General features: G+C 62.7%; 20 protein-coding genes. 5 read left to right on the forward strand and 15 right to left on the reverse strand.

What is annotated here, in order from left to right; genetic code table 11:
- Positions 1–98 precede the first annotated feature (98 nt).
- Together glnL and glnA are read right to left on the reverse strand one after the other, a co-directional pair.
- A complete protein-coding gene (gene glnL / locus PQR53_RS07850) occupies positions 99–1,241 on the reverse strand; it encodes a nitrogen regulation protein NR(II) (RefSeq protein WP_408452078.1) in 1,143 nt (380 codons plus the stop codon).
- A gap of 223 nt (positions 1,242–1,464) precedes the next feature.
- Positions 1,465–2,880, reverse strand: coding sequence for a type I glutamate--ammonia ligase (gene glnA / locus PQR53_RS07855; RefSeq protein ID WP_408452080.1), 1,416 nt, complete (start codon positions 2,878–2,880; stop codon positions 1,465–1,467).
- A 440-nt stretch (positions 2,881–3,320) separates the two neighbouring features.
- Between glnA and PQR53_RS07860 the strand changes: the two genes are divergently transcribed.
- Positions 3,321–3,785 (forward strand): rhodanese-like domain-containing protein, encoded by a 465-nt coding sequence (locus PQR53_RS07860; RefSeq protein ID WP_408452082.1) that lies wholly within the window; start codon positions 3,321–3,323, stop codon positions 3,783–3,785.
- A gap of 100 nt (positions 3,786–3,885) precedes the next feature.
- On the opposite strand, the gene PQR53_RS07865 is transcribed toward PQR53_RS07860, so the two are convergent.
- The 4 genes from PQR53_RS07865 to PQR53_RS07880 all read right to left on the reverse strand — a co-directional run bounded on the left by PQR53_RS07865 (position 3,886) and on the right by PQR53_RS07880 (position 7,854).
- Entirely contained in the window at positions 3,886–4,722 is an 837-nt protein-coding gene (locus PQR53_RS07865; protein WP_408452084.1) for a competence/damage-inducible protein A, read from the reverse strand.
- A gap of 29 nt (positions 4,723–4,751) precedes the next feature.
- Positions 4,752–5,582: an EI24 domain-containing protein gene (locus PQR53_RS07870; RefSeq protein ID WP_408452085.1), complete on the reverse strand. Its 831-nt coding sequence runs from the start codon at positions 5,580–5,582 to the stop codon at positions 4,752–4,754.
- A 222-nt stretch (positions 5,583–5,804) separates the two neighbouring features.
- On the reverse strand, positions 5,805–6,803 hold the full coding sequence (locus PQR53_RS07875) for a sterol desaturase family protein (protein ID WP_408452087.1): 999 nt from the start codon (positions 6,801–6,803) through the stop codon (positions 5,805–5,807).
- 31 nt (positions 6,804–6,834) lie between these two features.
- Positions 6,835–7,854, reverse strand: coding sequence for a YVTN family beta-propeller repeat protein (locus tag PQR53_RS07880; RefSeq protein WP_408452089.1), 1,020 nt, complete (start codon positions 7,852–7,854; stop codon positions 6,835–6,837).
- A 603-nt stretch (positions 7,855–8,457) separates the two neighbouring features.
- On the opposite strand from PQR53_RS07880, the gene PQR53_RS07885 reads away from it, so the two are divergent.
- Positions 8,458–11,241 (forward strand): YadA-like family protein, encoded by a 2,784-nt coding sequence (locus PQR53_RS07885; RefSeq protein WP_408452091.1) that lies wholly within the window; start codon positions 8,458–8,460, stop codon positions 11,239–11,241.
- A gap of 247 nt (positions 11,242–11,488) precedes the next feature.
- On the opposite strand, the gene hrpA is transcribed toward PQR53_RS07885, so the two are convergent.
- Positions 11,489–15,886 carry an ATP-dependent RNA helicase HrpA gene (hrpA, locus tag PQR53_RS07890; protein ID WP_408452093.1) on the reverse strand — a complete coding sequence of 1,466 codons (4,398 nt, stop codon included), beginning with the start codon at positions 15,884–15,886 and terminating at the stop codon, positions 11,489–11,491.
- A 23-nt stretch (positions 15,887–15,909) separates the two neighbouring features.
- Here hrpA and argA point away from each other — a divergent pair, with 23 nt between their 5' ends.
- Together argA and PQR53_RS07900 are read left to right on the forward strand one after the other, a co-directional pair.
- Positions 15,910–17,298: an amino-acid N-acetyltransferase gene (gene argA, locus PQR53_RS07895; RefSeq protein WP_179732927.1), complete on the forward strand. Its 1,389-nt coding sequence runs from the start codon at positions 15,910–15,912 to the stop codon at positions 17,296–17,298.
- Positions 17,299–17,352: 54 nt separating this feature from the next.
- Positions 17,353–17,628 carry an oxidative damage protection protein gene (locus PQR53_RS07900; RefSeq protein WP_082855080.1) on the forward strand — a complete coding sequence of 92 codons (276 nt, stop codon included), beginning with the start codon at positions 17,353–17,355 and terminating at the stop codon, positions 17,626–17,628.
- 29 nt (positions 17,629–17,657) lie between these two features.
- On the opposite strand, the gene PQR53_RS07905 is transcribed toward PQR53_RS07900, so the two are convergent.
- The gene (locus tag PQR53_RS07905; protein WP_408452095.1) at positions 17,658–17,888 is read right to left on the reverse strand and encodes a hypothetical protein; all 231 of its coding nucleotides are present in this window, start codon (positions 17,886–17,888) and stop codon (positions 17,658–17,660) included.
- Between the two features lie 482 nt (positions 17,889–18,370).
- Here PQR53_RS07905 and proP point away from each other — a divergent pair, with 482 nt between their 5' ends.
- Complete coding sequence (proP, locus tag PQR53_RS07910) at positions 18,371–19,873, forward strand: glycine betaine/L-proline transporter ProP (protein ID WP_408452097.1); 1,503 nt, start codon at positions 18,371–18,373, stop codon at positions 19,871–19,873.
- Positions 19,874–20,020: 147 nt separating this feature from the next.
- Here the strand turns inward: proP and PQR53_RS07915 are convergent, their stop codons facing one another.
- The 7 genes from PQR53_RS07915 to PQR53_RS07945 all read right to left on the reverse strand — a co-directional run bounded on the left by PQR53_RS07915 (position 20,021) and on the right by PQR53_RS07945 (position 24,704).
- Positions 20,021–20,509 (reverse strand): metallophosphoesterase family protein, encoded by a 489-nt coding sequence (locus PQR53_RS07915; RefSeq protein WP_408452099.1) that lies wholly within the window; start codon positions 20,507–20,509, stop codon positions 20,021–20,023.
- A gap of 143 nt (positions 20,510–20,652) precedes the next feature.
- Positions 20,653–21,462 carry a hypothetical protein gene (locus tag PQR53_RS07920; RefSeq protein ID WP_408452101.1) on the reverse strand — a complete coding sequence of 270 codons (810 nt, stop codon included), beginning with the start codon at positions 21,460–21,462 and terminating at the stop codon, positions 20,653–20,655.
- 2 nt (positions 21,463–21,464) lie between these two features.
- Entirely contained in the window at positions 21,465–22,040 is a 576-nt protein-coding gene (locus PQR53_RS07925; RefSeq protein ID WP_408452103.1) for a TMEM175 family protein, read from the reverse strand.
- A 78-nt stretch (positions 22,041–22,118) separates the two neighbouring features.
- Positions 22,119–22,505, reverse strand: coding sequence for a DUF488 domain-containing protein (locus tag PQR53_RS07930; protein ID WP_408452105.1), 387 nt, complete (start codon positions 22,503–22,505; stop codon positions 22,119–22,121).
- Between the two features lie 80 nt (positions 22,506–22,585).
- Entirely contained in the window at positions 22,586–22,933 is a 348-nt protein-coding gene (locus PQR53_RS07935; RefSeq protein WP_408452107.1) for a cupin domain-containing protein, read from the reverse strand.
- Positions 22,934–23,022: 89 nt separating this feature from the next.
- Entirely contained in the window at positions 23,023–24,423 is a 1,401-nt protein-coding gene (locus PQR53_RS07940; RefSeq protein ID WP_408452109.1) for an FAD-containing oxidoreductase, read from the reverse strand.
- A 92-nt stretch (positions 24,424–24,515) separates the two neighbouring features.
- The gene (locus PQR53_RS07945) at positions 24,516–24,704 is read right to left on the reverse strand and encodes a hypothetical protein (RefSeq protein ID WP_179732940.1); all 189 of its coding nucleotides are present in this window, start codon (positions 24,702–24,704) and stop codon (positions 24,516–24,518) included.
- Between the last annotated feature and the right edge of the window lie 70 nt (positions 24,705–24,774).

A 24,774-nucleotide genomic window follows, 5' to 3' on the forward strand; every position in this document is an offset into this window, starting at 1 on the left:
CTTAAGAGCGCCCCCAAACCTGTCGCTTCGCGTCAGGCGCCCCGAGGGGAGTGAGAAAACCTGGGGCGGCCCGGCGTTTTCTCACGGTGCATTCGGTGTTAGCAGTCGAGCGGCAGCAGAATCTGAAACTCGGTGTGGCCCGGCCGGCTATCCACTTCGATCAGGCCGTCGTGCTGTTGCACGAAAGTCTGCGCGAGCGTCAACCCAAGACCGCTGCCGTCCTCACGCCCCGACACGAGCGGATAGAAAATGCGGTCGCGGATTTCCTCGGGAATGCCGGGTCCGTTGTCAGTGATATGCAAGTCCAGTGCCAGCTTACATAAGCGTTTCGACACGGTGATCTTGCGCGCAATCCGCGTGCGCAATTCGATGCGCGCGTCGCCTTGCGAGATGCGTTCGCGCAAGGCTTCGGCGGCGTTGCGCACGATGTTCAGCAGCGCCTGGATCAGTTGCTCCTTGTCGCCGCGCAGGTCCGGCACGCTCACATCGTAATCGCGCTCGATCGTGAGGCCACGCGGAAACTCCGCGAGGATCACCTGGCGCACACGTTCACAGACTTCGTGAATATTCACGTCACCCACGATATGCGGATGACGGTGTGGCTCGAGCAAGCGATCAACCAGCGTTTGCAGCCGGTCCGACTCCTTGATGATGACCTGCGTGTACTCGCGCAACTCGTCGCGCTGGCGCTCGCCGAGTTCGAACTCGAGCAATTGCGCCGCGCCGCGAATCCCGCCGAGCGGGTTCTTGATCTCATGCGCGAGATTGCGGATCAGTTGTTTGTTGACGGCCGTGAGGTCATTGATGCGCTCCTCGCGGTCGGTGCGTAAATGCCGCTCGTTCTCGAACAGTTCGAGCAGCACATAGTCTTGCGCGCTTTCCAGAAAACCGACGATCGCATGCACATGCAGCGGCTCGTGGCCTGGACGTTCGAGTATGGCGTCAAGATGCGTTGCGTGAAACCGGTTAGCGGCGATCGCGGTGATGGTCGCGACCAATTCGTCCGCATTCGAGAAAATGTCCGGCCACGCCATCTGGGTCAATTGCTTGCGCGAGAGCTCCAGCATCGATTCCGCCGACGGGTTCGCAAACGCGACGCGCAGCGTGCGCTTTTCGAGCACCAGCACAACGGTCGGCAATGCCTCGAAGCCCGGCAGCAAACCGGAACCCACCAGCTGAACGTCGTCCGACAACGTTTGCTCGTGGCCTTTCCTTGCCTTCATCAGATTCTTCAGAACCATCTTGCAGTCCGGCCGATAGGAGATGGTGATAAATCAGGTGGTCCGCTTATTGTCCTGCTTCTTTTCCTGCTTCTTTTCCTGCTTCATTGCCCTTACGCCGCAAACGTCGGGAGTGGACTCATACGGGTCCAACAAAAAAGGGACGGCGCCGCCGTCCCTTCGTGACCGATCGCGAGCGTCGGGCAACCGCTTCGCCGTTTGAAGGGCGAAGCGTCATTGCCGCTTACAGCGAGTAGTACATTTCGAATTCGATCGGGTGCACCGACTGACGATAGCGTTGCAGCTCGCCCGTCTTCAGTTCGATGTACGCGTCGAGCATCGAATCCGTGAACACGCCACCGCGCGTCAGGAACTCGCGGTCCGCGTCGAGCGAATCCAGAGCCTGGTCGAGGCCGGCACACACGGTCGGGATCTTTGCATCCTCTTCCGGCGGCAGGTCGTAGAGGTTCTTGTCGGCAGCTTCGCCCGGGTGAATCTTGTTCTGCACGCCGTCCAGACCCGCCATCATCAGCGCGGAAAAGCACAGGTACGGATTCGCCAGCGGATCCGGGAAACGCGTTTCGATACGGCGGCCCTTCGGGTTCGACACGTGCGGAATACGGATCGATGCCGAACGGTTGCGAGCCGAGTAAGCCAGCTTGACCGGTGCTTCGAAGTGCGGCACGAGACGCTTGTACGAGTTCGTGCCCGGGTTCGTGATCGCGTTCAGCGCGCGAGCATGCTTGATGATGCCGCCGATGTAGAACAGCGCGAATTCCGACAGACCTGCGTAACCGTTGCCTGCGAACAGGTTCGTGCCGTCTTTCCAGATCGACTGGTGAACGTGCATGCCCGAACCGTTATCGCCCACCACCGGCTTCGGCATGAACGTAGCCGTCTTGCCGTACGTGTGCGCGACGTTGTGGATGATGTACTTCATTTGCTGCAGCCAGTCAGCGCGTTGCACCAGCGTCGAGAACTTCGTGCCGATTTCGTTCTGGCCTTGGCCCGCGACTTCGTGGTGGTGCACTTCGACCGGAATGCCGATCTGTTCGAGCAACAGGCACATTTCCGAACGGATGTCCTGGAACGTGTCGACCGGAGCGACCGGGAAATAGCCGCCCTTCGTGCCCGGACGGTGGCCGGTGTTGCCGCCTTCGAAGTCCATTGCCGACGACCACGGTGCTTCTTCCGAACCGATCTTGACGAAGGTGCCCGACTGATCCGTGCCCCACTTCACCGAATCGAAAATGAAGAATTCCGGTTCCGGACCGAAGAAGGCCGTGTCGCCGAGGCCCGTGCTCTTCAGGTACGCTTCAGCGCGCTTGGCGAGCGAACGCGGGTCGCGTTCGTAGCCCTTGCCGTCAGCCGGTTCAACGACGTCGCAGGTCAGCACGAGGGTGGATTCTTCATAGAACGGGTCGATGAAGGCTGTGTTCGCGTCCGGAATCAGCAACATGTCCGATGCTTCGATGCCCTTCCAGCCGGCAATCGACGAACCGTCAAACGCATGGCCGCTTTCGAATTTGTCTTCATCGAATGCCGACACCGGCACCGAAACGTGTTGCTCTTTGCCGCGCGTGTCGGTGAAACGAAAGTCGACAAACTTGACGTCTTCGTCTTTGACGAGTTGCACGACGTCGGCCACGGATTTACTCATAACCTTTTCTCCTGATTAACGAATTCGGCGGATTCAGCCGCCGCCCAATCTAGCTGACCCGTCCCGGCGCGTCCACCCCTGAATCGCTCAGGGGGAACATAAAAGCCCGCTTGGACAAATCGATCGGCACCAATAAAGCAGCTTCTGTGCCATGTATGCGCCAAGGCGGCGCAAAACCACGCTGCGCGCGCGTTCGCGGGGAACGAACGCACCGCATGGCATGCAGCCCCGAAATCTTTGGGCTTCCTTTCGCACCAAAATCGTGCAATCACGAAAGCGGTGACAATGAGCTTCGCCAGTCTGGTGCATCCGTAAAAATATGCACCATTACAGAGCGCACGCCACGATGCTCCCGCGTGAACCTGCCCTCGCGCCGACACGCATGCGTGTCGCATGCGGCGCGCTAGAATGGTCATTTGGTCCGAAGGAGATTTGCGCTCATGAGCACGCTCGAACAGTTGTACGCCCAGGCGGATAAGCGTCGCACCGAGAACCAGTTGCCCTACGCCGGCGCCGTGTCGCCTGCCGAGGCGTTCGAACTGCTGCAACTCGATCCGCGCACACGTCTCGTCGACGTGCGCACTCGCGCCGAACTCGATTGGGTCGGCCGGCCGGTTGTCGGCGACGGACAATATGCTCATGTCGAATGGACCCGCTACCCCGGCGCCGTGCCGAACCAGGAATTCCTTCAACAACTGAGCCAGGTGAGTTCGCCCGATACGCCGGTGCTGTTTTTGTGCCGCAGCGCCGCGCGCTCGAAGCTCGCCGCGATCGCTGCCACGCAGGCCGGCTTTACCAAGGCGTACGACCTGCTGGAGGGCTTCGAAGGCGATAAGGACGGCCAGGGGCATCGGAAGACGGTATCGGGCTGGTGCTTTCGCGGGTTGCCGTGGATCGGCGCGTGACTGCTGATCGGCTTCCGACCGGCTTGCTTGATCGTCGTGGCCCGCTTGAGCGGTGCCCGTCGGCGATCGCCACCAGCCGGTGCAACGAAGCAGGCGCGGATCAACCGCGCGGTTTGGCCGCAGCCGCGGCCACCTCGGGTTCGACGATATCGCCGCCCAGCAGATGCACACCTTCACGCAGCTTCACGAAAGCTGCCGCCACCGCTTCCGGTTCGCCCTTCACACCGAGATCGATGTGATGCCGCGCATAGACGCCGCCGCGCTCCGCATCGCCCACGCTCGGCAGGCTGAACACTCGCACACCGGGAAAATCGTGTTCGATCTTTTCCATCAAAGGCGTGAGGCGCGACTCCGGCAGTTCGAACACCAGCAGTGATTTTTCCGCGTGCGGCATTGCGTGATGCAGATGCGCGTAGTGCGTATCCAGCACCCATTCGATCATCGGCCACGCCATCACCGGGAAACCCGGCACGAAGTAATGCTGTTTGATCGAGAAGCCTGGAATTTTGTTGTAGCCGTTTGGAATAATGGCCGCGCCTTGGGGAAACGTGCCCATATTCAGACGATGCCGGTTCTCAGGCGTTTCCAGATCGAGCGGCGCGGCCGAGTTCGCCGGATGCATATCGCGGATGCGCTCCTGAATCAGCTTCGCGGCCTCGGCATGCAGCTCGAGCGGCACGCCGAGCGCGGCTGCCGCGCACTGGCGGGTGTGGTCATCCGGCGTGGCGCCGATGCCGCCCGTGGAAAACACGATGTCGCCCGACGCGAACGTGCGCCGCAGCGTTGCCGTGATGCGCTCCGGATCGTCGCCGATATATTCCGCCCAGCCGAGCGACAATCCGCGCGCGCCCAGCAATTCGATGACCTTCGGCAGATGCTTGTCGATGCGCCTGCCCGACAGGATTTCGTCGCCGATGATGATGACGCCAAATGCCATTGCTGCCTCTTCGCTTAATCAGTAATTCATCAGTAAGGAACCGGCGCCGCGTGCCGCGGGCCGTGCTCTTCCGCACGCATGCGTTGCAGCGCGCGCAAACAGTAGTAGCCGAACCACAGTGCCGAAAACACGAGGATGAACGCGTAGATCCAGATGGTCACCGCGGTGATCACCGGGAACAGCACGATCATCCATACCGACGACACCCACAACAGCGTAGGCAGCGAGCCCAGCAGTCCGCTCGCGACGCCGATCAACAGGAGCGGCAGCCGGAAGCGCCGCACCAGCGCACGCCGCTCGTCGCGCGTGGCATGCAGCGCGAGCGCGTCGTAACTCATCACCCGATACGTCAACCAGCCCCACAGGAGCGGCGGAATCAGCGCGAAGAACGGTGGCACCAGCCACAGCGGCAACGTGACGATCAGCAGCACGAGACAGATCAGCGTGGTCCACAACGCCTGACCGAGGCTACCGTACCACGTTCCGCCGCGGCGCATTTCGAGGCCAGAAAATTGCCGCGCCGACAGAAAGCGGATGACGGCTGGCATCGAGAGCGTGGCGATCAACAGCAATACCGTGACGACGATCAACGGAATCGCCATCGCAACCACGATAAATGGCGCGATCGCCACGTGCAGCGCCGAAAAGCCGAGCCAGTCGAACAGATGATAAAGCGTAACCGTGAACGACCAGCTTTCGAGCCACGTGCGCGTCGCGCCGATCAGCGTCTGCCAGGAAAACCACAGGATCACGCCCCACCCCAGGGTTGCCCCCAGAAACGGCAGGAAGGTCAGCCAGAGCATGCGCGGGTGGAGCGCGCTTGTGAGCGCGCGTCCGAACGAGCGCAACAGATCATTCATGTGGGCGAGGGCCGGTGAACGAAACGATGGAATAAGAGCAGCGCGACGAACCGGCAACACGTCCGGCACCCGGTTGCCCGGCGCCCGGATGCCCGGCGCCCGGATCTGAACGCCGACCGGAATGCGGACCAGACAACGAACCGGGAACGCGCGCGCAAACGTGGACAGGATAAACCACGTGACGCGCCGCCGGGGAAACCGGCGGCGTGCGGGGAAGAATACTCAAATCGGGGCGGCGTCGCTGTTCCCGGTGCGACGCTTCGGCGAAAGGCGCCCGGCGATGCGCACGAAAGCGAGCCAGTGTTGTGCCCAGAAACCGTCGCCGTAGCGGCGGCCTTCGAGCTGATCCGGGATGCCGGTCGGCTCCATTTCCCGGCTCCAGGATACGCTGCGGAACAGCATGTCCCACCAGGGAAACAGCACGCCGAAATTGCAGCCGTATTTCAGCCCTCCATCGGCGTAGCCGATCGCATGGTGACGCCGATGGAAGGTCGGACTGACCAGCAGGCGCTCGCCGAGCCAGCCGAAATACAGGCGGATATTCGCGTGCTGCACGCTCTGCGCCAGGTTCGTGATGGCCACCAGAACGACGAATTGCGACGGTGGCACGCCGATCACCAGCGCGATCACCGCGAAGAACGACGCTTGCAGCAGATCGTCGAGCAGATGGTTACGATCGTCGGACCACAGCGACATCTGCTGCTGGCTGTGGTGCACCGCGTGCAATTCCCACCAAACGCCGATTCGATGTTCCCAGCGGTGGTACCAGTAACCGGCGAAATCGAGCACCAGCAGATACATCACGAACGTGACGAGCGGCTGCGTGGTGACGCCTGGCCAAAGATTGTCGAATTCGATATTGGCGATGTTGTGCAGCCTCAGCCAGGCCTGCACGTTATCGAACAACGGCTGTAGCGCGAAAAAGAAGAACAGGTTGAGAATGCCGAGCTTGGCGATCCACGTGTAAATCACATCGACGCGCACTGCCTTGCGGTTTTCCCACTGCTCCACCGGGCGCAGCGCCTCAAGCGGGCGCAGAACCGCGTACATCGCCAGCACCTCGAAGACACCGACGATCACCCAATACAGGCTGTCGTAAGTGTCTTCGTCGTAGCCCATCAGGTCGAGCCGGAACAGCAGCGGCTGCACCACGTCGACGTACAGCAGCGTCTGCACCGCCGAGACGAAGCTGTCGAGAGAAGAAAAAATCAGATGGAACATGGTGCCGGCCCGTTACTTCCTGATTACAGCATCAAGCGCCGTTCGGCGCCGTGACCGGCGCGCGATTGAAGAAATAGATACCGTGCGGCGAACGGCCGACGGCAATCGTCTGGATCAGCTTACGCGTATTCAGGTCGATGATGCCGATGTGCTTCGCAAAGCGGAAAGTAACCCACAAATAGCGCTTGTCGGCGGAAAGCTCCATATCGTCCGGCCCTGGCATCAAACCGGTGATGTCACCGACGTTAGTGAGCGTGTCTTCGTCGATGATGCTGATCGTGCTCGCGACACGGTTCGACACCGCGACATGCTTGCCGTCAGCCAGCGAGCGGAAGTTGTGCGCACCTTTGCCCGTCTGGATCGTCTTGACGATTTTCTGGTTGCGCCAGTCGACCACCGCGACGTAATCCGCCCCGGTCATGCCGATCAGCAGGTACTTCTCGCCCGGCGTCATCCACAGGCCGGCCGGCACCTTGCCGACCTTCATCTTCCACTTGACGGTTTGCGTGGCCAGATCGATTGCGGCCAATTCGCCCGACACCTGCAGCGTGACGAAGACCGTCTTGCTGTCATTGGTGAATGCCATGTGGCTCGGCATCACCGCGAGCGGCAGACGCGAGGCCAGCGTCATCTGGTTCTTCTGGCCGTCGTAATGATAGATGTCGAGGCGGTCCAGACGCAGCCCGGTGGTGACCAGCCACTTGCGGTCGGGCGAAAAGCCGATCTGGTACGGATCCTCGATGTTCTCGACCCAACGCTGCACCTGGCCCGACTTCGGATCGACGAACATCAGGTTGTTGGACACCGAATTGGCGACGATCAGCGACGAATTGTCCGGCGTGGCCATCAGGTGATGCGGTTCCTTGCCCGTGGGCACCGTGCCGACGACCTGGCGGGTGGTCTCGTCGATCAGGCTCAGCGTGGCTTCGCCGGAATTCAGCACGATCACGTTGTTGGCGTGAGCCGCCGGAGAAAAAAAGCCAGCGGCGGCGATCAGTGCCGCGCCCGCGGCGAACGTGGCAGTCAAGCCGCGAAGAAAAAATTTACGCATGAAAACTCACTTCGGAGAACAACCGTCATTGTAGAACGTTTGCCAAGGCCAGCGGTTGATGTGGATACCGGTTAAAGCGACGAAAAAACAGGGGCGCGACAGAACCGGTAGAGCGCTCTGTCAGCGGTTTCCGGCGAGTTAGGTGGCTCGCCGTCCGTTTTGCGTCAGAAAATCGGCAGTCGACTTAAATCCAATCCAATAAACTCCCAACGCGACAGATTATTACATTCTTAAATTCTTGATTTTTACATAAGACAAAACAAGACTATTCTTTATTTTCAACAAATAAAAAACACTTATTAAAATTTAACTACAACTGGTGATTTTATTTCAACCATTTAGGAATTTGCTTATTCCGCCTCCGTCCCACCAGGTCTGACAATCGCGCCGATCATCGCCCACGCACTTAATCCAGTGGACTCCACGGCGTGACGCTGATGATTCGGACGCGCGAATAATTCAGCAGGACACCGAAAACAGACAACGGAATTACCGCGGTCGACATGTTCTATGCGCGCGACAAATCAGGGCGATGACGCCATATCCGAATCAGCATGCTTTCACGCGCCGTCCACGCTCGTAATTCCGCGGAGTTTCAGAAGAATGAATAAGATTTACAAATCGGTTTGGTGCGAAGCGACAGGCACGTGGGTCGCCACGTCGGAAACGGCGCGGGCGAAGACGAAACGCGCATCGAGTAAGCGGATGATTGCGCAAGTCTTGCTGGCGGGGGCCGTGCTGGCCGGGAGCGGCTCGGCGGCCTATGCGGATACGGTGTCCGCCGATCACTATTTCGGCGTCAGCGGACTCGCCGATGGTTCGGACGACGCCCTCGCGGTCGACGGCATGAATGCCATTGCGGCCGGCCCCACCGCTACCGCCGCCGCCCTCGACTCGATCGCGATTGGCAATTCCGCCCGCGCACTGAACAACGAGGCCATTGCGCTTGGCTCCAACACGGCAGCAACCGGCGCCGACTCGATTGCAATCGGGTACCAGGGAAAGGCAGCGGCATCCAACAGCGTCTCGTTCGGCGCAAATGCATCCGTTACAAAGGCGGCAACTGACAGCGTCGCCATCGGCTCGAGCGCCACGGCAACCGCCGCGAATAGCGTCGCTTTAGGCGCAAAATCCACCACCACGGCCGATCTGAGCACGCAGGGCGAAAAGTTCGGCTCGCCAGATTCGGCTATCGGCGGCCTTACGGCCCACGGTGAAGTATCGGTCGGCTCCGCGAACAACGAACGGCGTGTCACCAATGTCGCGGCCGGCGCGGCCGACACCGACGCGGTCAATGTCAGCCAGCTCAAGGCTGTCGATAGCAAGATCACGGCGGCCACCGCCAATAGCGTTCAATACGACGCAACGCCCGCTGACAAGAGCAGCGTCACGCTCGCCGGCCCAGCTTCGGCGGACGGCGGTGCGACGGACGGCACCACGATCACGAACCTGCACCAGGGTGCGGTTTCGGCCACCAGCACCGACGCCGTCAACGGCGCGCAACTCTATGCGATCGCCGGCGACACCAGCAGCGCTTACGTCCAGCAGAACGGCAGCGGCGTTAAGTACATGCGCACCAACGACGACGCCTTGACGCCGGACGACGCTCACGCAACTGCCTCGGGCGCATCGGCGCTTGGCTATAACGCCCAGGCAGACGGCGCCGACTCGGTTGCACTCGGCCGCGGCGCCCATTCGGAAAGTGACGGTGCCGTTGCGATCGGCTATAACGCCGACGCGGCAGGCAACTACTCGGTCGCGCTAGGCACGAACGCCCAGGCCACGGGCCCCGTCTCTGCCGCATTTGGCACCAATTCGTTGGCCGAGGGCATGGGCAGCCTCGCTGTGGGCAATCTGGCAGAGGCAAGCGCCGCAGGCTCCGTCGCCTTGGGCCAAGGCTCGATTGCCGATCGCGCCAACGCCGTTTCGGTTGGCTCGGTGGGCAGCGAACGCCAGATCACCAACGTCGCAGCCGGCACCGAAGCCACCGACGCTGTCAACGTGAGCCAATTGAATGACGCAGTGAACGCCGCTACGGCCGGCGCCACGCGCTATTTCAAGGCCAATGGCGACGGCACCGGCACCGACAACGCCATAGCCAGCGGCGAACATGCCCTCGCGATGGGGAGCTATGCTGACGCAGCAGGCGTAGGTGCTGTTGCAGCGGGTACATCGTCACAAGCCAGCGGCGTGAATAGTGTCGCGCTCGGCCTCAAATCCACAGCTAACGGCGACGATTCAGTTGCCATCGGGGCCAATTCCGTTGCCGGCCACGATCCGCTCGCCGCGACCGATCCGGGTTACACCCGCACCACCGCTATCGGCGCCGGCGCACAAGCCGTCGCCCAAAGCGCCACGGCCATCGGCAACCTCGCCACCGCCAGCGCCTCCGGCTCCGTCGCGCTCGGCCAAGGCTCGATCGCAGACCGCGCAAACAGCGTCTCAGTCGGCTCGACGGGCAGCGAGCGCCAGATCACCAACGTCGCAGCCGGCACCGCCGACACCGACGCCGTCAACGTCTCGCAGTTGAAAGCGGTCAGCGACCAGACGGCCGCCACCGCCGCCAAGCTCGACGGCGCCGTGATGTACGACCAGAACGCTGATGGCAGCGTCAACAAGAACAGTGTGACGCTCGGCGGCGACGCCGGCACCGCGATTCACAACGTCGCCGACGGCGTCGACGCAAGCGATGCGGTCAACCTCGGCCAGCTGAATGCGGCTATCAACGGCGCGGTCAGCAACATCACGGTCAACACAGCCAATCCGTTCTACAGCGCGGAAGGCGATCGCGATACTGAAGGCGCGGCGGCAACCGGTACGCACTCGGTCGCTTCGGGCGCGAACGCCCAGGCCACGGGCACCAACGCCGTCGCAATCGGCGCGAATTCGAGCGCGAGCGGCGACAACGCCACCGCACTCGGCGCAGCGGCGAATGCGAGCGCCGACAACTCGGTCGCGCTGGGCCAAGGCTCCGTCGCGGATCGGGCGAATACGGTATCGGTCGGCGCAGCAGGTCAGGAGCGTCAGATCACCAACGTCGCCGCCGGCGTGCAGGGCACCGACGCGGTCAACGTGAACCAGTTGCAGCAAAGCGTGAGCGGCGCGGTCACTCAGGCCAACAGCTACACCAACGACCAGATCCGCTCGGCTCGCCGCGACGCCTACGGCGGCACGGCAACGGCACTGGCGGCTGCGGGCTTGCCGCAGGCCGTGTTGCCGGGCCACGGCATGGTGGCGATCGCGGGCGGCACGTACGGTGGTCAGTCGGCAATGGCCATCGGTGTGTCGCAACTGTCGGAGACCGGCAAGTGGGTCTACAAGGTACAAGGTACGACCGACTCGCGTGGTCAGTTCGGCGCGTCGGTTGGCGCCGGCATGCACTGGTAAAACGCCGGCATGCGTGTCTGGCTCTGCCTGAGCCAGCCACGCTGAAGGCCATTGAAGGGCTGCACTGAAGGGTTGTATAGCAGCGAGCAGGCGCGGGTCCGAGAGTACCCGCGTCCTTTTGCGCGCGATGTCATTCTCACAAGGAGTGGTATCGCGCGCTTTTTTGTGCGCGCGACAAAGGCGTCGCGCGGAGCCGGGCAACGCCGGCCGAATGAAGCGGAGGCGCGACACCCGCCCCACGTGCCACTCAGCGCTGCATCGACTCCCACACCTTATAGAGACGCTTAACCGAAACCGGCATCGGCGTACGCAGTTCCTGCGCGAACAGCGAAATCCGCAACTCTTCCAGCAGCCAGCGGAATTCCGACAGGCGCGGATCCAGCACGCCACCGCGTTGCGCGACCGCGCGCTGATAGTTTTGCAGAAGCGGATGAAACTCAGCGAACTGCCGTGCGTCGCGCGCCGAGTCGGCCTTCAGCTTGTCGACGCGCAGCGCAATCCCTTTCAGATAGCGCGGAAAGTGCGCCAGCTGCGGGTATGGCGTATCGACCACGAAGCGCTTGCCGATCAGCCCGTCGAGCTGGCTCTGCATGTCCGCATACGCCGCCGTGAACGACTTCGCCTGCACGAGCTTTTTCGTCACGGTCGCGTATTCGCTCAGGATCTGCCCCACCAGCCGCGAGATTTCCTGAGCCAGCAACGTCAGACGGCTGCGGCCTTCGTCGCGGCGCGTATGGAAACTGACGTCGTCAGCCGGCAACGGGTCTTGCAGACAGGCACGGTCGAGGGCGGTATCGATCAGCTGATCGCGCAGCTCTTCCTGGGTGCCGCGCGGCATGAACTGCATCGCCATTTCGCGCAGGCCCGGCAGATTCTTTTCCAGGTATTTGATTGGCTCTTTCAGTTGCAACGCGAACAGGCGCCGCAGCCCTGCGCGATGAATCCGCGCGGCTTCGTCCGGTGAATCGAATACTTCGACGTCGCAATGCGTACCGCGATCCACCAGCGCCGGATAACCGAACAAAGTCTGCCCGCCACGGCGAATTTCCAGCAACTCGGGGAGCTTGCCGAAATTCCACGTGGTCAACTTTTCGTACAGCGCGGTGCCTTGCGCGCCGTCTTGCGACGCGGTTTGCGGGCCGGACACGGCGGCGCCCTTGCCGCGCGACGCCGCGCTGCTTGCCGCGCCGCTTGCGTGCGCGCCGGATGCGCCGGTCGCTTGCGCGGCACCGGCCACGCCGTTACCGCCGCCCGCATCCGCTAACGCGGCCCCCGCCGCGCTCGACGCAATCTTCTGAAAATGCTGTTGGGCCTGGCCGCCGAGTTCCGCGCGCAGTTGCGACATATTCCGGCCCATCGCGAGCTGCCGCCCGTGTTCGTCGATGACCTTGAAGTTCATGAACAGATGCGGCGTCAGCGTCTCGAGCTTGAAGTCGGACTGTTTCATCGCGACCTGGGTCTGCTCGCGAACATCGGCGATCAGCGACTCGAGCAAACCTCCCGCGCCGAAGCGCGGACCGCTATGCCGTTCGACGAAACCCGCCGCGTATTCAGGCAGCGGCACGCAATGACGCCGCAGCTTCTGCGGCAGCGATTTCAGCAGAAGCTGAGTCTTCTCTTTCAGCATGCCAGGCACGAGCCACTCGCAACGCCGCGCGTCGACCTGATTGAGCGCATACAGCGGCACCGCGAGCGTCACGCCGTCGCGCGGCGAACCCGGCTCGAAGTGATACGTCAGCGCCATCTCGACACCGGCCATCGTCATCCGTTTCGGGAACAGATCGGTCGTCACGCCGGCGGCTTCGTGCCGCATCAGATCGTCGCGCGACAGATACAGCAGACGCAGTTTGTCTTCCGGCTGGCCGCTCTTCTTCACCTCGTCGCGATACCAGCGCTCGAACGAAGCACCCGTGTAAATGCCTTGTGGCAACGCCTGGTCGTAGAAGCCAAAAATCAGTTCGTCGTCGACCAGCACATCCTGGCGGCGCGATTTGTGTTCCAACTGCTCGATATCGGCGAGCAGCTTGCGATTGTGCGCGAAGAACGCGAGCTTCGTATCGAACTCGCCTTCGACCAGCGCACCGCGAATGAACAACTCACGCGCCCGCGCCGGATCCTGTTTGCCGAAGCTCACGCGCCGCCGGTGATAGATCGGCAGGCCGTACAGCATCGCGCGCTCGAACGCCGACACCTGCGCCGCGCGCTTTTCCCAATGCGGCTCGGACAAAGACTTCTTCAGCAGGTGTTCGCCGATCTTCTCGATCCATTCCGGCTCGATCTTCGCGATGCAGCGCGCGTACAGACGGCTGGTCTCGACCAGTTCCGCGGCCATCACCCACTTGCCGGCCTTCTTCACCAGCGCCGAGCCCGGCCAGAGGTAAAACTTGATGCTGCGTGCGCCGAGGAAATAGGGTTCGTCGTCGGCTTTGAGGCCGATGTTGCCGAGCAAGCCGGTCAACAACGCGAGGTGAATCTGCTCGAACGTCGCCTCGGCCTCGTTCAGACGCCAACCGTGCTCGCGCACCACCGTCAGCAGTTGCGAGTGCACATCGCGCCATTCACGCAGGCGCAGTTGCGACAGGAAGTTCTTGCGGCACTCGTCCTGCAATTGCCGGTTCGACTTCTTGTGCGCGATGGCTTCTTCGAACCAGTTCCAGATCTTCAGCCATTGCAGAAATTCCGAACGCTCGTCGGCGAACCGGCGGTGCGCCTGGTCGGCTTGCTCCTGCGCTTCGATCGGCCGGTCACGCGGGTCCTGCACCGACAAGGCGCTGGCGATGATCAGCACTTCCTTCAACGCCTGCTGATCGCGCGCGGCGAGAATCATCCGGCCGACACGCGGATCGAGCGGCAGGCGCGCGAGTTCGCGGCCGAGCGGCGTGAGCTGGTTGTCATCGTCGACGGCGCCCAGTTCGTTGAGCAGTTGGTAACCGTCGGCGATCGCTCGGCCCGGCGGCGGCTCGATGAACGGGAAGGTTTCGATCGCCGTCAGATGCAGCGACTTCATCCGCAGAATCACGGAGGCGAGCGACGAACGCAAAATTTCCGGATCGGTGAAGCGCACGCGGCCCTGGAAGTCGCTTTCCTCATACAGGCGGATACACACGCCATCGGCAACGCGGCCGCAGCGCCCTGCCCGCTGATTCGCGGCGGCTTGCGAAATCGACTCGACCTGCAACTGCTCGACCTTGTTGCGATACGAGTAGCGCTTGACGCGCGCGAGCCCGGTATCGACCACATAGCGGATCCCCGGCACCGTCAACGAGGTTTCAGCGACGTTGGTTGCCAGAACAATGCGGCGCGCGTTCGAGGTGCGGAACACGCGCTCCTGTTCGGCTGCGGACAGGCGCGCGAACAGCGGCAGAATTTCCGTGTGCGGCGGATGATGCTTGCGCAGCGCCTCGGCGGCATCGCGAATTTCACGCTCGCCAGGCAGGAACACCAGCACGTCGCCCGGGCCTTCGCGGCACAGTTCGTCGACCGCATCGACGATCGCTTCCATCAGATCGCGATCGGTCTCGCGCTGCGTCTTCGGCCTGTCGCGCGATTCACGCGAAGACGATGCGGCTGAGCCTTCCGCTGACTTCACCGCCGGACTGTCCTCCGCGACCGGCCGGTAGCGCATCTCGACCGGATACAGACGCCCGCTCACCTCGATCACCGGCGCAGGCTTGTCGTCACGGCCGAAATGCCGCGCGAAGCGGTCCGCGTCGATCGTCGCCGAGGTCACGATCAGCTTCAGATCGGGGCGCTTGACGAGAATTTCCTTCAGATAGCCCAGCAGAAAATCAATGTTGAGGCTGCGCTCGTGCGCTTCGTCGATGATCAGCGTGTCGTAGGCTTTGAGCAGCGGATCCGTTTGCGTTTCGGCGAGCAGAATGCCGTCGGTCATCAATTTGACCGACGCGCCCGGCGACAGATTGTCGGTAAAACGCACCTTGTAGCCGACCACTTCGCCAAACGGCGTGCCGAGTTCTTCGGCGATGCGGCGGCCCGTCGCCGATGCGGCGATCCGGCGCGGCTGCGTGTGGCCGATCAGACCGGTTCCCCCCGCGCCGAGACCGCGCCCGAGTTCGAGGCAGATTTTCGGCAGTTGGGTCGTCTTGCCCGAGCCCGTCTCACCGCAGACGATCACCACCTGATTTTGCGCGATTGCCTTAGCGATCTCTTCGCGGCGGCCGGAGACCGGCAACGCTTCGGGGAACGTGATCGGCGGAATCGGATTCGGTTCGACGACGCGTTGAACGCGCGGCGGACGTGGTTCACGACGCGGCTGACCGCCTTGCGCATCACCTGCTTGCGGCGAATTTTGCACGCGGCCTTCATCACGACGCGCCGGCTGCACCGCGCCGCCGGCATTGGGCTGCCGGCGCGAAGCATCGCCCTGCGGCGGCTGTTTGCGCCCCTCACGAGCGGTGTTCGGCGCCTGCGCGCCCGCTTCGCGGCGCGCGTCACGGGGCGGATTATTTTTCGGTGCCGACGCTTGCGCGCCTTTTGCGGCACGTCGCGGTTCGCGCGCCGTTTCCGGCGCGTTGCGTTTAACATCCTGCGCGTCACGGCGCGGCGCGTCACCGGGCTTCACCTGATCGGCGGCCGGCGCCGCATTCTCGTTCGCCGTAGCGGGACTTTTGGGTACATTCGACATGGGGGCGCATTATAATCCCCGGCATGAATTCCCAAACCGACCTCGTCCCCGCGCCCGCGAGCGTTCCGGCCCCCGCCGGAGCAACGGAAGATCTCGCACAGCACGCGCAATTCGTCGACTGGATGCGCTCAGTCGCCCCTTACATCCATGCGTTCCGTAACAAGACGTTCGTCGTCGGGTTCGGCGGCGAGGTGGTGCATCAGGGGCTCCTGAATGCACTCGTGTCCGATATCGCGCTGCTGCAGGCCATGGGCATCCAGATCGTGCTGGTGCACGGCTCGCGACCGCAGGTCGAAGAGCAGATGAGCCTGCACGGCGTGGAATCCGAGTTTTCGCACGGCATGCGCATTACCGACGCGCGCGCGTTGGAGTCGGCGAAAGAAGCGGCCGGCGAAGTGCGTCTGGATATCGAGGCGGCCATCAGCCAGGGCTTGCCGAACACGCCAATGGCGCACGCGCACATCAGCGTGGTGTCCGGCAACTTCGTGACGGCGCGCCCGGTCGGCATTCTGGACGGCGTGGACTTCGCCCACACCGGTGTGGTCCGCAAGATCGACGCGGATTCGATCCGCCATTCGCTCGCGAGCCGCAAGCTGGTGCTGCTGTCGCCGCTCGGCTTCTCGCCGACCGGCGAAGCCTTCAATCTGGCCATGGAAGACGTCGCCTCGGCAGCCGCGATCGCGCTGCGCGCCGACAAGATCGTGTTCCTGACCGAGACGCCGGGCCTGATGGAGACCGGCGAAGACGGCCCCGTACTGGTTCGCGAACTGTCGCTCGACGACGCCTACAAGCTGCATGAAAGCGGCGAAGTCACCGGCGACGCGGGCTTCTATCTGAAGCATTCGATCCGCGCCTGCCGCGGCGGCGTGGCGCGGGCGCACATCATCCCTTACGCGCTCGACGGCAGCCTGCTGCTCGAACTGTTCCTGCACGACGGCGTGGGCACGATGATCTCGTACGAGAACCTCGAAAGCCTGCGCGAAGCCACGCCGGACGATGTCGGCGGCATTCTGTCGCTGATCGAGCCGCTCGAATCCGACGGCACGCTGGTGCGGCGCGGCCGTCACCAGATCGAACGCGACATCGACCATTTCTCGGTGATCGAGCACGATGGCGTGCTGTTCGGCTGCGCGGCGCTGTATCCGTACCCGCAGGAGCGCATCGGCGAAATGGCGTGCCTCACGGTCGCGCCGGAAGCGCAAGGCACCGGCGACGGCGAACGCCTGCTCAAGCGCATCGAACAACGCGCCCGGGCGCGCGGCCTCACGCGGATTTTCGTGCTTACCACGCGCACCGAACACTGGTTTCTCAAGCGCGGTTTCGTCAAGGTCACGGTCGACGACCTGCCCGAAGACCGTCGCCGACTCTATAACTGGCAGCGCAAGTCGCTCGTGCTGATGAAACAGCTCTGAGCGTCCTCATATAAAGCGACTGCCCGCCCCACATCGATATAGGAGAAGCACAGCATGACTCGTATGGTTCAATGCGCGAAGCTCGGCAAGGAAGCCGAAGGCCTCGATTTCCCGCCGCTGCCGGGCGAACTTGGCAAGCGGATCTACGAAAGCATTTCGAAGGAAGCCTGGCAGGCATGGTTGAAGCAGCAAACCATGCTGATCAACGAAAACCGCCTGAACATGGCCGATCCGCGCGCCCGCCAATATCTGATGAAGCAGACTGAAAAGTTCTTCTTCGGCGAAGGCGCGGATACCGCCCAAGGCTACGTGCCGCCGGCAGCTGAGTAAGCGTTTCGGTTGCACGCCAGCATTGGCGATCAGCCTGATAAAAAATCCGCGCCGCGTGCGCGGATTTTTTTCGTCCCCGTTTTTGCGTCCCGTTTTTTCATCCCGATCGCGCCGCAAAACTCACCAGACGGTACATTCCCGGCCGGTTTTAAGCCTTTTTTCCATACCGCCGAATTGCACCAGATCCCCCGCCCCGCAAGGGATTGCACACCGTCCCCCAAATCCTCGCCGGACAGCGGGTTTGCACGATCCTCTGTCATCGTGCTATCATGTGCATCGTTCCAACAGCAATTCACCTTCATTCACGTTTACATCAAGCTTGGTTAGGTCGCGTTCGCAAGCACGGCTCGCATGGCTTCACCGCGGGTTCACAGCGAATTTCAACCAGGCGGATTGAACAGTTTTTATACAAGAAGGCTCGTCGGTCGTTTCACCGCTTCATCTCGCATCGTGAGCGGCGATCCAGCACCGGCCTTTTTCGTTTCAAGCCTTCCAGCGGCGCATGGGCCAGCTTCAGCCACCCCAGCGTCCTCATGCATCTGCCCCCCTTCCACGGCCACGCAGATGCAACCGTCAGCACAATTTAGACGAGTGTTTTTTCGCGATCTGTCTCGCGAGGCACGGGCGTTGTGTTTTCCTTCACGCCCCAATCTTTCGTCCTTGCGGGCGAGGGAGACGCCATCGCCTTAGCTCGCGAAACTGCACTTCCCCAGCACCCGTGGCGGAACATTCATGCGTTTTCATGAGTTTCGTCGCAGTCATTGGAGTTTTCACCTTGACCGCTTCCAGCAACGGCTTCTGGCGACACCACAAAGAAGAACAACGCCTCTCCCTCGACGACATCACCGTCGTCGATAAATCTCTCCTCAAGCGGGCCGTCGGCGCCATGGCGCTCGGCAACGCAATGGAATGGTTCGACTTCGGCGTGTACAGCTACATCGCTGTCACGCTCGGCAAAGTGTTCTTCCCGTCCGCGAGTCCCGCCGCGCAACTGATCGCCACCTTCGGCACGTTCGCCGCGGCGTTCCTCGTGCGGCCGGTCGGCGGCATGGTGTTCGGGCCGCTGGGGGACCGCATCGGCCGTCAGCGCGTACTGGCCATGACGATGATCATGATGGCGCTCGGCACCTTCGCGATCGGCCTGATTCCGGGTTACGCGACGATCGGCATTTTCGCGCCGGCATTGCTGCTGGTCGCGCGCCTCGTGCAAGGTTTTTCGACGGGTGGTGAGTACGGCGGCGCCGCGACCTTCATCGCCGAATTCTCGACGGACAAGCGCCGCGGCTTCATGGGGAGCTTCCTCGAGTTCGGCACGCTGATCGGCTACGTGCTCGGCGCGGGTACGGTCGCGGTGTTGACGGCGACACTCTCGCACGACGCGCTGCTCTCGTGGGGCTGGCGTGTGCCGTTCCTGATCGCCGGCCCGTTGGGTCTGGTGGGTCTCTACATCCGGATGAAGCTCGAAGAAACGCCCGCGTTCAAGAAGCAGGCCGAGCAACGCGAAGCCGAAGACAAGGCGCTTCCGAAGCAATCGTTCCGCGAGTTGCTGATGCAGCAATGGAAGCCGCTTCTGCTGTGCGTCGGCCTCGTGCTGATCTTTAACGTCACCGATTACATGGCGCTCTCGTATCTGCCGAGCTATCTGTCTGCCACGCTGCACTTCAACGAAACACACGGCCTGTTCCTCGTGCTGCTCGTGATGGTGCTGATGATGCCGATGACGCTCGCAGCCGGTCGCCTGTCCGATACGATCGGTCGCAAGCCGGTTATGCTGTTCGGTTGCGTAGGTCTGTTCGCGTTGTCGATTCCGGCGCTGCTGCTGATCCGCATGGGCACGGTGCTGCCGGTGTTCGGCGGCCTGATGATTCTCGGTGTGCTGCTGTCGTGCTTTACCGGTGTGATGCCGTCGGCGCTGCCGGCGTTGTTCCCGACCAAAATCCGCTACGGAGCGCTTGCGATCGGCTTCAACATTTCGGTGTCGCTGTTCGGCGGGACGACGCCGCTCGTCACGGCATGGCTGGTCGACAGCACCGGCAATCTGATGATGCCCGCGTACTACCTGATGGGCGCGTCGTTGATCGGCATCGTGTCGGTGTTCGCGCTGCGTGAAACGGCCCGCAAACCGTTGCTCGGCTCGGGTCCGTGTGTCGCGACGCGTGCGGAAGCACATGCGGTGCTGCGCGGCGAGCGCGAGGCGGCGGAGATGGATGAGGGTTATGCTGCCGCGGCTACGGCGCGGGCTTGATCTTCTGGGTTGCGTGATCGCTAGCCGCCGAAGTTTTGTACGCGCGTTAGTCGCGGTTAGCGGTTAGCGGTTAGCCACAGGCAGTCACAACCGTTTGCGTTAGTGTGTCCAAAAACGGGCCGGCAAAAAATTTGCCGGCCCGTTTTTTTATATCACCAGGGAAGCGAACGTCGCGCTCGCGTGGGCACCTTCAATGATCAGCATGCCAGCGGAAATGGGCAGCTTGAACCGCCGGGGTCCGGCGCTGCCCGGATTGACGAACAGCACGCCGTCGCGTTCGCTGATCGCGGGCTTATGCGAGTGACCGGTCACGACCACGTCGATGCCTTCACTACGCGGATCGTCGCCCACGTCGGCGATGTCGTGTACGACGAGGATCGTCACCTGCTGCACGGTGAGCTTGACGTGTGTCGGCAGCGAAGCGACCGGCTCGTCGATGTCGTTGTTGCCGCGCACGGCGGTAACCGGCGCGATCTGCGCGAGGGCATCGAGCACTGCCTGATTGCAGATATCGCCCGCGTGGATGATCGCATTGCAGCCCGCGAGATATTGCAGGGCTTCGGGGCGCACGAGGTTGTGCGTGTCCGAGATCAGGCCGATTCGGGTGGCTGAGGAGCTGTGGGTGCGCGAAGTCATGGTCGCAGTATCGGTCAAATGGTTTGGCCTGCTGCAAGCGGCCCGGCGAGGTCAAGCACTCAACGCGCTTGGTGCCGCTCGGCAAGTTTGCCCGTGCCGTTCGGATGCAGTAGTTCGGCCAGCACACACGTTCCCCACTCAACTCAATCTACCGACTGCTGCTCGGCAAGCTCACGCGTCAAAGCCCGCACCGGCTGCTTCGCCCCGAGCATCCCTTTGGTCGTACCCTGCACGACTACCGACACCACCGCCGCACACGCAAAGCTCGGCCAGATGCCGTAATGTGGCAGCATCGTCGCGGTCACGGCGAAGAACGCTGCAAACGAGCCGCGCCCGATCACCATGCCGCGCATCAACAGCGCGACGAAGTCCGCGCCATGCGCGCGCTGCGCCGACACCGCAAGCACGATGCCAAGCAAGGGAAACACCGACAGCAGCCCGCTCCATGTCGCACCCATCGACGCGGACAATGTGGTCACCGCCACCGTCAGCACAGCGCCGGCGAGCATGCGCAGCGCAAGATCGCCGAGCCCGAGGCGCGCCGCCGGCACATGCCCGGTGACGCGCGGTAACCCGCTTTGCGACACGGCCACCGCCATGCAACCCACCGCCACGGCCCACAGCAGTCCGCCGGGCAAGTGCGTGAGCAGCATCGCAATGCCAATCCACCCGAGCATGCCGGCCACGAGCGAAACCGGCCATGCTGAACGCCGGCAGGTCCATGCATACGCAAAATTGAACGCCTCGGAAGCAGCGATCGCCGCGATCGATGCCGCCGACGCCTGCGCCGCGAACGCCGGCCCACGCTCCAGCGCGAGCAGCAACACGATCGGTCCGGCGACCACCGGCAGGCCCGCCAGCCATCCCGCCACCGACGGTCCCCACACACGCCCCGCCACAGTCAGCGCAGCGAGAAACGCGGGCACCAGCGCGAGCTTGAGCGCAAGCAGCATGCTTATGCTTCCAGCACGTGCTCGATGCGCCGATCGGGCACCAGCCACCACGCCGCGGCGAGCGTATAGAGCGCAGCGGAGAGCCACGGCTGAACGAATGCGAGCGCAATGCCCGACAGATAGATGACGACGGAGACCTTGCCCTTGAAGTCGTTGCCCACGGCTTTGGCCAGCGTCGAGTCTTTGCCGTGTTCGCGGATCAGCATGTGGGTCAGAATGAAATAGGCGATCGCCGACATGAACAGCACGACGCCGTACATCGCGGTCGGCCAAGCGGCCAGATGATTTTCACCGACCCAGTGGGTCACCGCCGGCAGCAGCGACAGCCAGAACAACAGATGGAGATTGGCCCACAACACCGAGCCATTGACCTTCTGCACGGCATGGAACATGTGGTGGTGATTGTTCCAGTAGATGCCGACGTAGATGAAACTCAGCACGTAGGCGCAAAACACCGGCGCTACCGGACGCAGCGCGGCGAGGTCGAAGCCTTCCGGCACCTTCAATTCGAGCACCATGATTGTGATGATGATGGCGATCACGCCATCGCTGAAGGCTTCGATGCGTCCCTTGCCCATCGGTTGGTTTCCTGGTCGTGCAGTGGTTGTGAGGAGAATGCGGGTGTGCCGGGCGCCGCCGGCCACGTTACGCACACGTCACTTTATCAGCGCACCCCGCTCACTTAACAGCTGGCGAAGAATGCTGCGATGGCAGCGGCCTTCGTCCTCGCAGTAGCAGCCGATGGCAAAGTGCGTGGTTTTTGACAATGCAGCGAGCAGGTCCAACACCTTGGCGGCGTCGCTACCATTCATCTCCGCCCGGAATTTTTTCGCAAACGCGGCCCATTCGGCGTCGCTGGCGGCCGCCTTTGCTTCTTTTATCAACTCCGCATCAGGCGACAGATTGGGCAGCCACACATCGTAATAGTCGCGCGTGCTGAATTCCGTTTTGGGTACGCCGCGCGGCGGCCGCCGAACGGTGCCAATCCGCAACCCTTCGTAGGGCGTCCTCGGAGACCCCAACTGGACGATGCTAATGCTCATGTTTTCCCCTTTCAATCGAATCCATCGCATCGTCGATCAAAGCAAGCGCACGTTCCCCCTGGTGTGGGCCCGGCGATCAATCAGCGGCGCACGCCAGGATAATAAACCGCGAGCCACACGCTCGGCTCCGTGCCGCTCGTCCACGCGACCCGATGCCGGCAATGCGCTTCGATCAGCACGTGGTCGCCGGGTTTCATCGGATGCGGCTCACGCTCGCCTTCGAATTCGAGCGTTGCCGCGCCGCTCAGCAGCACGACCCACTCGGTGCGCGGACTGTCGTACCAGAAGTCGGGTGAACTTGCGTGGCCCCGCGAGACGATCCGCTCGACGCTCACGCCGGCTTCTTCCACGAGCGCGTCGACTTGCTCTTCAGGGCTCGCCAGCGCGCCGAGATCGAACAGATTGCCGCTACGGATTGCGCGTTTCATCGCTTGTGCTCCGGCTATGCTCGTCACCTGCGTTCAATGCGCGACCTCGCCATTGCGCTTGTCACCCCGTTTGCCACTGGACCCATCGCTCATTTCATCGGCTTCAACCCGTCGAGCAACGTGGGCACCAGTTCGCTGATGGTCGGATGAATGTGCATCGCGTACTGCAAGGTCGGATAAGGGGCCCCGGCCGTCATGATGTCGATAAACGTGTGGATGGCTTCGTCGCCTTCGATGCCATGGATCGCCGCGCCAAGAATCTGCTTGCTGTTGGCGTCGACCAGCACCTTCATGAAGCCGTCGGTCTCGCCGCGTTCGCGGGCGCGGCCCACACGCGTCATCGGCATGGTGGCGATCAGCGCGGCGCGGCCGGTCTTGCGCACGTCGGCCTCCGAAAGCCCGACGCGCGCGAGCGGCGGATCGACGAACACGGCATACGCCATGATCCGCGTGTCGACGCTGCGCGAGCCGCCGTCGAGCAGATTGGCCGCGACGATCTGGAAATCGTCGTAGGACGTGTGGGTGAAGGCGCCGCGTCCATTGACGTCGCCGATCGCCCAGACGCCCGGCACGTTGGTGCGCAACTGGCCGTCGACGGGAATCGTGCCGTGCTTGTCCGTCGCGATGCCGGCGGCGTCGAGGCCGAGGTCGTCGGTATTCGGTTCACGGCCGGTGGCGAACAGCAGGTGCGAGGCTTCGAGCGCGGGAAGGTTCTGCTCGAAGCCGATACACACCGCATTCTCGCGATGCGGATGCGGTTCGACCCTCACGGGCTGCACGCCGAAGACAAACTCGATCCCTTCGCGCGCCAGTACCTTCTGCACGGATTTGGCGAAGTCGGCATCCTCGCGCGTGAGCACGCGCTCGCCGCGCACCAGCACCGTCACCCGGCTGCCGAAGCGGCGAAAAATCTGCGCGAATTCAAGCGCGATGTAGCTGCCGCCGACAATCGCCAGATGGTCCGGCAATTCCGTCAGTTCGAGCAGATTGGAGTTGGTGTAGTAGCGAATTCGCTCGAGTCCTTCGAGCGGCGGCACGACTGCGCGCGTGCCGGTATTGATGAAGATTTCGTCGGCGCTGATGTCCTCGCGCACCGTACCGTCCGGCCCGCTGATGGACAGCGTATGCGCGCCGGTGAAGCGCGCGTGGCCATTGAAGACGGTCACGTTATCCGCGCCGCGCAGCCATTTCTCGACGCCGTCGCGCGATTCGCCGATGATCTCGTCCTTGCGCGCCTTGACCGCCGGCAGATTGACGGTGACCGAGCCGCCGACCTGCACACCCAGATCGGCGGCGTGGCGCGCCACGTGAGCCGCGCGGGCGCTGGCCACATAAGACTTGGTCGGCGTGCAGCCGACATTCACACAGGTCCCGCCGAAGGCCGCGCGTTCGATGACCGCGGTTTTACGTCCGCTTTGACCGAGCCGGACAGCGAGCGGCGCACCGCCTTGTCCCGTGCCGATCACGACTGCGTCGAAGTGCTGTGGCATGGCAAACCTCCCGAGGCTGGAGTGCTGGTCGTAGCATCTTACCCTCAGCGCCCTGGGTTGCCGTGATCGTCGTTTCTATGAGCTTGGGTCGTTCAGGCGTGGCAGTGCACCGCGCAGATCAATTCGCGCGAGCGTTGCAGTGCGGCCTGCGCGCCGCGCGCTGCAACCACCCAGCCGACCTGGCCGAGGTTGAAGTCCTGTGACACCATCACTTGCATGAGGGCGACCATCGGCAGGACCACCGATGGCCGATAAAGCTGGTTTTTGATCAAGGCTGGCATAACGTTCCCATCGCGGTTCACATCGCGCCAAGCCGTTTCGGCATGGCGCGGAATTTACATTCGATGGGAG

Source organism: Paraburkholderia fungorum (assembly GCF_046027605.1).
GTDB classification, from domain to species: Bacteria; Pseudomonadota; Gammaproteobacteria; order Burkholderiales; family Burkholderiaceae; genus Paraburkholderia; species Paraburkholderia fungorum_F.